The organism is Halobacillus sp. K22, from assembly GCF_052246795.1.
Taxonomy (GTDB): Bacteria; Bacillota; Bacilli; order Bacillales; family Halobacillaceae; genus Halobacillus.
On sequence record NZ_JBQQCN010000010.1, the window covers coordinates 1 to 11704 of the forward strand.

An 11704-nucleotide genomic window follows, 5' to 3' on the forward strand; every position below is an offset into this window, starting at 1 on the left:
CCGTCCGCCGCTCGTTCCACGAGCTTCACCCCCGAAGGGGATCCGCTCGCTTCCCGCGCTCGACTTGCATGTATTAGGCACGCCGCCAGCGTTCGTCCTGAGCCAGGATCAAACTCTCCATAAAAGTAGTTTGACTTGCTCATTTGCACACCGAATGTGCTTGTTTGAATTCCTTCAATAATGAAAGAATATCTTGACGTACTGGTTGGTTCGTTCAGTTTTCAAAGATCAAATTGAATATTGGTGGAGCCTAGCGGGATCGAACCGCTGACCTCCTGCGTGCAAAGCAGGCGCTCTCCCAGCTGAGCTAAGGCCCCAAGTTAGGAATGGTCGGGAAGACAGGATTCGAACCTGCGACCCCTTGGTCCCAAACCAAGTGCTCTACCAAGCTGAGCTACTTCCCGTATAATGGCGCGCCCGAGAGGAGTCGAACCCCTAACCTTCTGATCCGTAGTCAGACGCTCTATCCAATTGAGCTACGGGCGCTTATCAAAAAAGCGACATTCATTAATGTAACATGCATTTCGGTTTAACGCAAGAGTTTTTATGAAAAAACTTAGTGCGGCCGAGAGGACTTGAACCTCCACGGGGTTGCCCCCACTAGGCCCTCAACCTAGCGCGTCTGCCGATTCCGCCACGACCGCAAGTTGTAAAGACAATTCGCTGCTGATCATGGTGATTGGAAAATGCGGGTGGAGGGACTTGAACCCCCACGCCGTGAAGCACTAGATCCTAAATCTAGCGTGTCTGCCAATTCCACCACACCCGCGTTAATAAATGGTGAGCCATGAAGGATTCGAACCTTCGACCCTCTGATTAAAAGTCAGATGCTCTACCAACTGAGCTAATGGCTCGTAATGTAAGATCTCTCAATCTATTTTCTAATGAAAAAATTAAGGACCTTTCTTCAAAAGCACAAGGACTATCATATAACGTCCAGTGTGTTTTGTCAACTCATTTTTCAAAAGAAAATGGCTGGGCCAGCTGGATTCGAACCAGCGCATGACGGTACCAAAAACCGTTGCCTTACCGCTTGGCTATGGCCCAAACATAAAAGTGGCGGTCCGGACGGGACTCGAACCCGCGACCTCCTGCGTGACAGGCAGGCATTCTAACCAACTGAACTACCGGACCTATGTATATATAAGTGACCCGTACGGGATTCGAACCCGTGTTACCGCCGTGAAAGGGCGGTGTCTTAACCACTTGACCAACGGGCCATCACAAAATAAGTAATGGCGGAGAAGGAGGGATTTGAACCCTCGCGCCGCTTGCGCGACCTACACCCTTAGCAGGGGCGCCTCTTCAGCCACTTGAGTACTTCTCCGTAATGGCTCCAACGGTAGGATTCGAACCTACGACCGATCGGTTAACAGCCGATTGCTCTACCACTGAGCTACGTTGGAATAATGAAAAATCATCAACTCGCTTGCTTGTCCTAAAAACAACTTCGTTATCAGCGACGTTTTATATAATATAATATTCAGCTGATAATGTCAAACCCTTTTCCACAAAAAATTATTTCTTTTAAATGCTTCTGGGGTTGTTTTGTTAAGGCTTATTTAATTTAACATGCACTTAATAATCCGTCAATGGATTTTTCATTTCTTTTTGAGTTTTCCACTGCACTTCCCGCAGCCATATCTTTTAGTATTTACTCTTCTCTTTCTCGTGTATTCCTCACCGCATGAAGTACACATATAATAATGTAATTCTGGCTTCTTCTTTTGGGATGGTAAAGCCTTACAGAACCGCGGAGAGTTTGTGTGTTTCAGAAGTTCTTTAAACTCACGGTCTCCGTGCTTGTATCCTTTACCTTCGATATGCAAATGATAATGACAGAGCTCATGTTTAATGATTCCCTCAAATTCTTCTAACCCCAGCTCTTCGAGATACTTAGGATTTAGTTCAATTACTCTTTTGGAAGGAATATACCGCCCTCCTGTCGTTCGAAGCCTTGAATTAAATTCGACCTGGTCCACGTAAGGCTTTTGAAAATAGGCAAGTGATATTTCTTGTGTCCATTGTTGTAATTGTGCGTTTGTCAGAGTCATAAAGGAACACCTTTCCGGTTTTTAGCATACTTTATCATAAGTCTAAAAAAAGATGAATACAAAGGAGTAGATGTTCATGCCTGCTTGGCTTAAAAATCAGATGGCGAGAGCTTTTGCCAATAAAGATAAGTATCAAATCAAAATGTTAAACCAGTGCTGGTATTATTATCAACATCTTTATAAATAAAAGAATACCCAGAAGGAAAATCTCCTCCCAGGTATTTATACTCTATGATTGAGGCAGCATTGTAAGAGCAATCCGTTGTTTTTGGGTATCCACTTGCTCTACCCAGACCGTTACAACGTCTCCCACAGAAACGACGTCCATCGGGTGTTTTACAAACTTATTCGAAAGCTTTGAAATATGGACAAGCCCGTCCTGTTTTACTCCGATATCTACGAAAGCTCCAAAATCCACTACGTTTCTAATCGTTCCCTCAAGCTCCATACCTTGTTCAAGATCTTCCATAGAGAGTACATTCGTTTTAAGCAGTGGTTTTGGCAAGTCATCCCTTGGGTCACGCCCAGGCTGAACGAGTGATTTCCTTATGTCTTCAAAGGTCATCATACCTACATCAAGTTCATCGGCAGTTTGGTTTGCATCCATTGTTTTCAGCTTTTCTGCAATCTCCGAGCTGCCTAGATCTTCAACAGTCGCACCGACCATTTTTAAGAGTGAGCGGGCTGAACGGTAGCTTTCCGGGTGAATTGGCGTACGATCCAACGGTTCTTTTCCGTCCAGAATTCGTAAAAATCCAATACTCTGTTCATACGTTTTGGCACCAAGTCTCGGAATATCCTTAAGCTCCGAGCGTTTCGAAAACTTCCCGATTTCTTCTCGCTTCTTCACTACATTATTGGCTACGGCTTTACTAAGCCCTGATACGTATTGCAATAAAGAGGAAGAAGCTGTATTAACATTCACTCCTACCTGGTTAACTACGGTTTCTACAACAAAAGTCAACGATTCGTTCAATTTTTTCTGAGTGACATCATGTTGGTACTGACCGACTCCAATTGATTTCGGATCAATTTTCACTAGTTCTGCCAATGGATCCTGAACTCTTCGTGCTATAGAAACTGCACTTCTTTCCTCGACCTGCAGATCAGGAAACTCTTCACGTGCTAATTTAGATGCTGAATACACACTGGCCCCCGCCTCGTTCACGATCATATAAGAAGCTTCAAGGTTATGTTTTTGGATCATATCCGCAATGAATTGTTCCGTTTCTCTGGAAGCCGTGCCATTACCAATCGCCATGAGCTCAATTGGGTATTTCTTCATAAACGATAATACTTTCTTCTCTGCCCCGGCTGTATCATTTTTAGGGGCTGTTGGGTAAATAACTGCAATATCAAGCACCTTACCAGTCTCATCAATAACGGCAAGTTTGCATCCGGTACGATAGGCCGGATCCACACCTAATACAACTTTCCCTTTAAGTGGGGGCTGCAGCAATAAACTTCTTAAGTTACTGGAAAACACTTCAATCGCCTGCTCTTCGGCGCTTTCAGACAGCGAACTCCTGATTTCTCTTTCAATAGAGGGCTGAATCAACCGCTTATAACTATCCTGAATGGCTTCCGTTAATATTTCTCGAAGTTTACCTGAAGTAGAATTCTTGATCACATTTCTCTCTATGTAACCAACAATAGATTCATCGGGAGGCTGTACCCCTACTTTCAGCACGCCCTCCTTTTCACCACGGTTTAAAGCTAAAATACGGTGAGAAACTATCGACCGTACCGGTTCCTGATATTCATAGTACATTTCGAATATATTTTTTTCATCTTTATCTGAGTTTTTATCAGAAGATTGTATCGTACCTTTTTGAAAGGTCTGTTTCCTTATTTGCTCCCGGTAGACTGGATCATCCGAAATCCATTCAGCAATAATATCATTTACACCAGCCTCTACCTCTTCTTCACTTTCAACTTCGTGTTCCTCCGAAAAGTAGGATTGCGCTTCTTTAGAGAAATCCAGATCCTCCTGCTCCCATACTCGAAGCGCCAGAGGCTCCAGACCTTTTTCCTTTGCAATCGTGGCTCTTGTTCTTCGCTTCTGCTTATAAGGGCGATAAAGGTCTTCAACTTTCTGGAGCTGAGCAGCCTGCTCGATATCTTTACGCAGTTCCTCGGTTAATTTGCCCTGCTCGTCGATTAACCGAATGACTTCTTCTTTCCTTTGTGTAAGGTTTTTCACATAACTCCATTGGTCTTCTATCGATTTAATTTGTACTTCATCTAGGCCGCCCGTCAGTTCTTTTCTATATCGGGCAATAAAAGGTACAGTATTCCCTTCATTCAGTAATTGTATAACTTGTTTGACTGATGATTCCTTGAGAGTGGTCTGTTTAGCCACCATGGTCATCAGCTCAGGGTTTTGCTCTATTTCGCTCAAAAAAAGTCCTCCTTCACAAACATCTACTCTGTATTGTATCAAATTCTTGGACGGGCCGTCAGAAGAACTTGAAAGCATGCTTCGCTTTTCAGGCTATTGAAAAAGGCCCTATTCTCATTTAATAAGAATAAGGCCTTTTATACGTACTCCATGGCAATTAAAGTAGTGTCATCTTCCCTCGCTTGTCCATAAAGTTCTTTATATTGCTCAGTAATATCGCTCACACTGTTTGTTGAAATATACTTTGATGTTAATCGGCGGTCGTTCACTCCATCTGAAAAAAGCAAAAAGATCATGCCTGCGCTGATCTCTCCTCTGGATACTCTTAATTTACGAGGAAATCCGGCCAGGTAACCAGCCAATGGAATGTTCCGATGTCTTCTGCCGTCTGGTTCAATAATAATGACTCCTATATTTCCAATAGAAGAGTATGAATATGTTTGAGCAGTAAAGTCTATTCTAAGTATGCCAAGAACGACTCCTCGCTTACCTACTAACACTTCATTACATTTACGAACCAGGGCTTCAATAGTTAAGTCTGTGTGTTCTTCAATGACATTCATAACGGCTTTAGATGATTCATGAGCCATTTCTCCGCTGCCCAATCCATCAGCTAAAGCACATATGAAAGCATTCTCAGTTTCTTTATAAAAGTAACTATCTCCGCAATAGTAGTTCCCTTTTTTCGCTTTTTGATAAATCGATAGACGGACATGCTTATACTGCTCTACCACTAGAAGGCCTCGACCGATTCAGCTTGTAAGGCTTCCCTTAGCTTGCGAAGAGCTCGTCTCTGAAGACGAGAAACGTGCATCTGGGAAATCCCCAGTTTTTCTCCTGTATCCTTTTGACTCATATTCTCAAAATACGTGCACTGCAGAATTTCCTGCTCCCGTTCACTTAGAATAGGAAGGACTTTCTCAAGGAGCATCTGCTGATCAATTTGAGAATACCCGTCTTCCTGGTTACCGATAAGATCAAGGATCGTTACCGTGCTTCCATCAGAATCCGCTTCAATTTTACGATCCACAGATAAAGCTTTATAGCTTTTACCCATTTCCATCGTTTCGAGGACATCCTCTTCTGATACTTCCAGATGATCCGCTATTTCAATAACGGACGGGGATCGCTGAAGGGTGTTGGTGAGTTCTTCGGCTGCTTTTTTAATTTTTGGTCCGAGTTCTTTAATCCGTCGTGGAACATGGACGCTCCACGTTTTATCACGGATAAATCGTTTAATTTCCCCGATAATCGTAGGGATGGCAAAGGATTCGAAGGACTTCCCAAAAGAAGGGTCATACCGGCGGATGGCGGCTAAAAGACCCAGCATTCCAACCTGGACCAGATCCTCATGGATGGTACTATTTTTTGAATACTTGCGTGCAATGGATTCAACAAGGTCTTTGTACACGAGTACAATTTTTTCCTGTACCGCTTCATCCGTAGGGTGCTCTTGTAAATGCTCTATCCATTCATATACTTCATCATTGTGATGTTGAGATCTGGTCGCCATTCTGACCCACCTCAGCTTCATGGAGATATTTTGTCATTAATACAATCACTCCATATTTACTATTAATTTCTACCTTATCCATAAGTGCATCAATCAAGAATAACCCGAAGCCACCTTCGCGCAGCTCTTCAATATTGTCATCTTGTTTGTAAGGACCAATATCCTGCTTAATATCCCCAAGGTTAAAGCTGCCACCGTGATCTGCAACCATTACTTCTAGACGATCATCATACACACCAAAACCGATGGTGATTTCTCCTTCACCCGTTTCATTATAGCCGTGCTTAACTGCGTTGGTAATCGCTTCAGAGATGGCTACTTTTAAATCTTCAATATCTTCGTAGGTAAAACCCATACGATTAGCAATGCCTGAGATACTCAGACGTACCACGCCGATGTATTCCGCTTTAGCAGGGACCTTTATTTCAACAAAATCAAATGGTTCCATTATTGCATTCCACCTTGTACTGTAGAATCTATATTCATGATCTCTGTAAGACCGGTGATTTTAAACAAACGGTATACACGCTCCTGCATTTGTACCAATTTCAAGTCAGTATTGTGCTCTTTTGTAGATTTCAAAGCGCTGATAAAGACACCAAGACCTGTAGAATCCATGTAATTCACATTCTGCAAATCAACTTCCACGGTCTGACCTTCTTCTTTCGTTAATGGCAATAGAGCATCTTTTAGCTTGGGCGCCGTGAATGCATCCACCTCTCCCGAAAGTACAACGTAAGCGATATTTTCTTTATTTGTAACATCTATCGTTAGGTTCATCTAAAAGTCCTCCTAATATTCCTGTAAATGTTCATCCAATGATGAATACCCGTTTCATTTTAAGACTAAACATTTCTCTTTAAGATGATCAGGGTAAAATCATCACGCAGGTGAAAATCCTGAAGACGCTCAAAGTGCTTATAAACGTTCTCTACGGTTTCCTGCGCCGGTAGATGGGAATAATGTTTAATAACATGAAGAATTTCTTCCTGCTCAATAAAACGGTCTCCCTGCCTGCATTCAGTTACTCCGTCTGTCAGAAGGATAATCATATCCCCTTTTTCCACTTTCTTCTGGTACTGAGTGTAGCTTGTTTCCGGTGATACTCCAAGAACAAGTCCAGGCACATCAATTTCTTCAAATTCATCGCGGTCGCTATAGTAATAAAAACCAGGCTCATGACCTGCAGAAGAATAAGAGAACGTGTGCGTATTAGAATTATAGAGTCCATAAAACATTGTAATGAACATACTCGCGTCCACATTACGTTCTACAACGCGGTTCAAACTGCCCAGAATCACACTTGGGTCCATACGCATTTCCGGATAGCTGTCCATCGAATATTTGATCATAGACATACACAGAGCTGCCGGTACACCTTTTCCAATAACATCCGCTACAGCTATTCCAAGAGATCCTTTTCCATCCTGCACAAAATGGTGGTAATCTCCGTTCATCTGCTTTGCCGGTACACTTAAAGCTCCGATGTCTACTTCCTCCAAATCTGGTTTAACAGTAGACAATAAGGTTTTTTGCATATTGGCGGCTACAGAAATTTCGGATTTTAATTCCAGTTGCTTTTCACGCAGCGATTGGTGCTCTTGATAAGCAAGTCCATAAGAAATCATAGTTTCTAACAAAAAATTCATCGATGCCTGAATGTAATCAGGCATTTCCGGGTATAGTTCCTGTAATGATTGAATATGAACATTAATAATTTCCTCAGGTGAAATATTCTGCTGCATGGATTGCTTACTGAACTGCTCTGCCTGATACAGAGCTTGTTCATCTTGGGTTTTGATATATTCCTGTAGAAGTTCTTTATAATTTTCAAGATCAAGTTTCAGTGTACTCATCGTCTGATCCTCCTTTAACGGAGCCATTTAATGACTGTAATTTCAGTCCCTTTTCCTTCTTCGGATGTAATATCGAAATCGTCCATGAGACGCTTCACACCCGGAAGGCCTGCACCGAGTCCGCCAGATGTAGAAAAGCCGTCTTCCATCACCTGACTGAGCTCTTTAATACCCGGACCGCTGTCTATGGCCAGAATCCTGATACCTTTTTGATTCATATCCTCAAGAGCCTCAAAGCAGACTTTACCTGTTCCAGCATACAAATAAATATTCCTTGCTAACTCTGATATAGCAGTGGCGATTCTTGCTTGATCGACTGTGCCGAAACCTATTTTTCTGGCAATATCCCGACCAAGTTGACGCGCCCCTACAATGTCCCACTCCTTTTTTATATTCACACAGGATTGGAAGTCCATGGCTACTCCTCCAGTTCCTGACGAAGTTTAATCAACCCTTGTTCTAAATCTAATGCAGTAGGGACATCCTGCAAGTGTATCCCTAAATCAATCAGAGTCATAGCCACAGCTGGCTGAATACCCGTGAGTACCACTTTGGCACCCATTAAATCGGACATCGTGACCACATCTCCAAGGACTTTTGCGATGAATGAATCAATGATATCAACGGAAGTCAAATCGATGACAACACCGGAAGCACCACTTTCATGAATTTTACTTAACAGATCCTCTTGAAATTGTATTGCTGTCTGATCATCCAGATCAATCTGAATGGAGATCAGTAAATAGTTGTGTAATTTTAATATAGGAATCCTCAATTTGTTCACTCCCTGTCTAGCGAATCGATTAATCGTTCAATATCTTTGTCATTATTCTGAGTTTCTTCTATACGGCGATTCGTTAATTCGAGTGCTGTCTGGAACCCTTTACGAAGTGAACTCTTCGTCGGGAATTTCCCGAGATCAATTCCAAGATTCACGATCGTTTGAGCAATTTCAGGACGTATACCCACTAGAATACAACGGGAGCCAATTAAACGAACAGCTTCTGCAGCTTGAATAATGTGATGAGCGACCATTGTATCAACGACCGGTACGCCCGTAATATCAATTAAAACAACCTCAGCATTGTGTTTAATAACTCCATCCAGCAGGTTCTCCATAATCTGTTTAGCCCGTTCTGTATCTATCGTCCCTATAAGCGGCATGATCGTGATGTTTTCCATAACGGGGATTAACGGAGCTGATAGTTCCTGCAGAGCTACCCGCTGCAGGGAAACGATGTGCTCCCAGCTGCCGGAATATTCATTTACTAAACGATTGATGATCGGGTCCACCCAATCATCCACTTCCCTTAACACTTTCGAAAAATAATCTGAATCGATCTTCTCAGACTGCTGTAAAATATATCCCGTTACGACACGCCTGAACACTTGCATTCCATCTGTTAAATAACTAAGCGGCCAACCCAGGTTGATTAATCGTTCTGAAAAATCATCTAAATCTGAAGAGAGCCCTTTCTTTTCAATACTGGAGAAGATAACATTTACAAATTCCCGGTTTGTATTCTCAAACATTTCTTCAGAAATTGTCGATGTATAATCATTCTTCTTATGGGTTTCAATTTCCTCCAGCCACATTTTTACAATATCGTCACTATGTTCTAAAACGACATTTTTTAATTTCTCGTCCATTATCTAAACCTCCGCCTCGGAACCCTATTCAGTGATCATTAGGAAACGCTCTAATAATATTCAGATATAATGTTAACAAAAATCAAGATAACATCATACTAATACGTTGTGGAAATGAATGCTAAAATATCAATTTACAAGAATTGTTCACCATTATTCTATTATAAACTACATAATAAAAAAAAATAAAGCTACCTCACGCAGGTAACTTTATCTAAGGGAAAAAAATATCGCACTTTTCCCTTATACTCTGTTGTAATCAGAAATCAATTAAACCCAGGCTGATCTGCAACGCTTTGTTGACTTCCAGCATCATTGCGTCGTCCAGTTGAGTGATCTTGTCGGTCAAACGCTGTTTATCAATCGTTCTGATTTGTTCCAATAGGATCACAGAATTTCGTTCAAACCCATATTTCTCTGCATTGATTTCTACATGTGTGGGAAGTTTGGCTTTTTGTATTTGCGCTGTAATTGCAGCTACGATAACTGTAGGGCTAAAACGATTACCGATATCATTTTGAAGGATTAGTACAGGACGAACCCCGCCTTGCTCTGATCCCACTACCGGGGACAAATCAGCGAAATAAACGTCTCCTCGTTTGACTATCACTGGCTTCACACCCCGCCCACTAATTGCTCCAGGGTGTGTTCTGCCTCCTCTTCAGCTTGAAACATTTCTGAAGCGATGTTTAAATTAATTTTCGCCATTTCCATGTAGCCTCTTCGCATGGACTCTCTGACATGACGCTGTTTCTTCTCACGCAAATACATTTTAGTTGCTTGACACATGAAATCGCTCCGATCACTATTTTCGAGTTGAATAAAGCCGTCCACTTCATTGAGTAGGTTATCCGGAATCCGGATGACAATCTCCTGCATGCTATCGGACAAAACCATACACCTCCACCATCTTCTCTCAGAAAGAAAACCAGTCAATAATTCCACTCTAATCTTATCAAAGGGGAGTGTCTATTGCAAAGGCATGTTGGGATTTTTTCGTGAAATGTGCTGTGTTACATCCAAACATAGGGAGGATTGTCTCACACATGAAGCCGTTATTTTATAGAGGGTTATCTACATCCACCATATGACCGTTTTCAAAAAACATTCTCGGTACCCTGTAGCTAATCATACAAGGTATTTCATAATTGATGGTTTCAAGATAATCCGCCACTTCATCCGTGGTAATCTCGTGAGCCCCCTGCTTACCAATTAAGGTAACCTTTGTGCCCAAAGGATATTCCTGATCAAGACGAATCATAAATTGATCCATACAAATCCTTCCGACGATCGGGTGACGTTTGCCGTCAACCAGCACTTCCATCCCCTGTAATTTCCGTATCCAGCCGTCAGCGTAACCAAGAGGAATGGTACCGATCCATTCTTCTTTACAGGTATGATAGGTTGCCCCATAACTGACCGCTTCTCCTGCATCCATTTTCTTCACATGAATTAAACGGCTCTGCAGGGAAAAGGCAGGCTTTAAAGCGATGGGGCGCTCTTCTTTCACCACATCTGACGGATATAAGCCGTACATACTAATCCCAAAACGTACAAAGTGCTTCATTCGATCCGGGAATCTCATACTGGCCGCACTATTCCCCGTGTGGATTTCGACGCTTTCAGACCAAACTCTTTCAAAATGGGAAAATAAATGCTCAAACCGCCGCTCCTGTTCTTCAAAATATCCTGTTTCCTCTTCATCCGCGGTCGCGAAATGAGTAAATACCGCTTCTAATTCTAAAGACGGGTTATTTCGGAAATAAACGAGAATATCATCCATTTCCTTAGTCGTGCGAATCCCGATTCTGCCCATTCCCGTATCCCACTTCATATGCAGCTTCAGTGGTTTCTCAAAATGAAACGATTGTACTTTTTCCATCCATTCCTTTTGAAAAACCGTAACTGAAACCCTGTATTTTGAAGCTGTTACAGCGTCCTCCGGCCGAGTCCACCCCATCACTAATATAGGGGCTTCTATACCCGCTTCCCTAAGACGGATCGCCTCGTCTAAAAGAGAAACCGCCAGAGCCTTTGCCCCTGACTTCAATGCTTGGTAAGCAACCTGGATATCTCCATGGCCATACGCATTGGCTTTTACAACGGCATAGATCTCAGTTCCGGCGTGAAGACGTCCCTGTAACTGCCGGATATTATAATCAATCTTGGACAGGTCCACTTCCGCCCAGGAATCTCGATAAAAAGTTTCAATTGCCACGGGATACCCTCC

The 11704-nt window shown here is 42.5% G+C and carries 14 protein-coding genes, 11 tRNA genes and 1 rRNA gene; 1 reads left to right on the forward strand and 25 read right to left on the reverse strand.

The features are described from left to right. From ACTWPM_RS09000 to ACTWPM_RS09060, 13 genes are all read right to left on the reverse strand, one after another. A 16S ribosomal RNA gene (locus ACTWPM_RS09000) occupies positions 1 to 124 on the reverse strand; the annotation flags it as partial. A gap of 117 nt (positions 125 to 241) precedes the next feature. Then, positions 242 to 317: transfer RNA gene (locus ACTWPM_RS09005), tRNA-Ala, on the reverse strand. Positions 318 to 327: 10 nt separating this feature from the next. Next, a tRNA-Pro gene (locus ACTWPM_RS09010) sits at positions 328 to 404 on the reverse strand. A 5-nt stretch (positions 405 to 409) separates the two neighbouring features. Continuing rightward, a tRNA-Arg gene (locus ACTWPM_RS09015) sits at positions 410 to 486 on the reverse strand. 74 nt (positions 487 to 560) lie between these two features. Beyond that, positions 561 to 644 (reverse strand) — tRNA-Leu (locus tag ACTWPM_RS09020). Positions 645 to 687: 43 nt separating this feature from the next. Next, positions 688 to 769, reverse strand: a tRNA-Leu gene (locus tag ACTWPM_RS09025). 9 nt (positions 770 to 778) lie between these two features. Continuing rightward, positions 779 to 854, reverse strand: a tRNA-Lys gene (locus tag ACTWPM_RS09030). Between the two features lie 118 nt (positions 855 to 972). After that, positions 973 to 1047, reverse strand: a tRNA-Gln gene (locus ACTWPM_RS09035). A gap of 10 nt (positions 1048 to 1057) precedes the next feature. Then, positions 1058 to 1134, reverse strand: a tRNA-Asp gene (locus tag ACTWPM_RS09040). Positions 1135 to 1148: 14 nt separating this feature from the next. Next, positions 1149 to 1220 (reverse strand) — tRNA-Glu (locus tag ACTWPM_RS09045). A 16-nt stretch (positions 1221 to 1236) separates the two neighbouring features. Further along, positions 1237 to 1327 (reverse strand) — tRNA-Ser (locus ACTWPM_RS09050). Between the two features lie 4 nt (positions 1328 to 1331). After that, positions 1332 to 1406, reverse strand: a tRNA-Asn gene (locus ACTWPM_RS09055). A gap of 195 nt (positions 1407 to 1601) precedes the next feature. After that, the gene (locus ACTWPM_RS09060; protein WP_443132728.1) at positions 1602 to 2054 is read right to left on the reverse strand and encodes a SprT family protein; all 453 of its coding nucleotides are present in this window, start codon (positions 2052 to 2054) and stop codon (positions 1602 to 1604) included. Positions 2055 to 2130: 76 nt separating this feature from the next. Between ACTWPM_RS09060 and cmpA the strand changes: the two genes are divergently transcribed. Continuing rightward, positions 2131 to 2241 carry a cortex morphogenetic protein CmpA gene (cmpA, locus tag ACTWPM_RS09065; protein ID WP_087946026.1) on the forward strand — a complete coding sequence of 37 codons (111 nt, stop codon included), beginning with the start codon at positions 2131 to 2133 and terminating at the stop codon, positions 2239 to 2241. Between the two features lie 42 nt (positions 2242 to 2283). Here the strand turns inward: cmpA and ACTWPM_RS09070 are convergent, their stop codons facing one another. From ACTWPM_RS09070 to alr, 12 genes are all read right to left on the reverse strand, one after another. Then, the gene (locus ACTWPM_RS09070) at positions 2284 to 4425 is read right to left on the reverse strand and encodes a Tex family protein (protein ID WP_443132842.1); all 2142 of its coding nucleotides are present in this window, start codon (positions 4423 to 4425) and stop codon (positions 2284 to 2286) included. Between the two features lie 167 nt (positions 4426 to 4592). Next, positions 4593 to 5189 carry a SpoIIE family protein phosphatase gene (locus tag ACTWPM_RS09075; RefSeq protein WP_443132729.1) on the reverse strand — a complete coding sequence of 199 codons (597 nt, stop codon included), beginning with the start codon at positions 5187 to 5189 and terminating at the stop codon, positions 4593 to 4595. Beyond that, positions 5189 to 5968 (reverse strand): RNA polymerase sigma factor SigB, encoded by a 780-nt coding sequence (gene sigB, locus ACTWPM_RS09080; RefSeq protein ID WP_014641682.1) that lies wholly within the window; start codon positions 5966 to 5968, stop codon positions 5189 to 5191. Before sigB ends, ACTWPM_RS09075 begins: the two co-directional genes overlap by 1 nt. Further along, entirely contained in the window at positions 5940 to 6416 is a 477-nt protein-coding gene (gene rsbW, locus ACTWPM_RS09085; protein ID WP_014641681.1) for an anti-sigma B factor RsbW, read from the reverse strand. The genes sigB and rsbW overlap by 29 nt, the downstream gene beginning before the upstream one ends. Further along, a complete protein-coding gene (locus ACTWPM_RS09090) occupies positions 6416 to 6748 on the reverse strand; it encodes an STAS domain-containing protein (protein WP_014641680.1) in 333 nt (110 codons plus the stop codon). The genes rsbW and ACTWPM_RS09090 overlap by 1 nt, the downstream gene beginning before the upstream one ends. Before the next feature lie 65 nt (positions 6749 to 6813). Then, positions 6814 to 7824, reverse strand: coding sequence for a PP2C family protein-serine/threonine phosphatase (locus ACTWPM_RS09095; RefSeq protein ID WP_443132730.1), 1011 nt, complete (start codon positions 7822 to 7824; stop codon positions 6814 to 6816). Between the two features lie 14 nt (positions 7825 to 7838). Beyond that, positions 7839 to 8240, reverse strand: a complete 402-nt coding sequence (locus ACTWPM_RS09100) for an anti-sigma regulatory factor (RefSeq protein WP_089752251.1) — start codon at positions 8238 to 8240, stop codon at positions 7839 to 7841. 2 nt (positions 8241 to 8242) lie between these two features. Then, entirely contained in the window at positions 8243 to 8599 is a 357-nt protein-coding gene (locus ACTWPM_RS09105) for an STAS domain-containing protein (RefSeq protein ID WP_014641677.1), read from the reverse strand. Between the two features lie 5 nt (positions 8600 to 8604). Further along, positions 8605 to 9474: an RsbT co-antagonist protein RsbRA gene (locus ACTWPM_RS09110; RefSeq protein WP_443132731.1), complete on the reverse strand. Its 870-nt coding sequence runs from the start codon at positions 9472 to 9474 to the stop codon at positions 8605 to 8607. A 259-nt stretch (positions 9475 to 9733) separates the two neighbouring features. Then, positions 9734 to 10084, reverse strand: coding sequence for a type II toxin-antitoxin system PemK/MazF family toxin (locus ACTWPM_RS09115; protein ID WP_014641675.1), 351 nt, complete (start codon positions 10082 to 10084; stop codon positions 9734 to 9736). A gap of 5 nt (positions 10085 to 10089) precedes the next feature. After that, positions 10090 to 10371, reverse strand: coding sequence for a CopG family ribbon-helix-helix protein (locus ACTWPM_RS09120; protein ID WP_014641674.1), 282 nt, complete (start codon positions 10369 to 10371; stop codon positions 10090 to 10092). Between the two features lie 163 nt (positions 10372 to 10534). After that, the gene (gene alr, locus ACTWPM_RS09125) at positions 10535 to 11692 is read right to left on the reverse strand and encodes an alanine racemase (protein ID WP_443132732.1); all 1158 of its coding nucleotides are present in this window, start codon (positions 11690 to 11692) and stop codon (positions 10535 to 10537) included. Positions 11693 to 11704 lie beyond the last annotated feature (12 nt).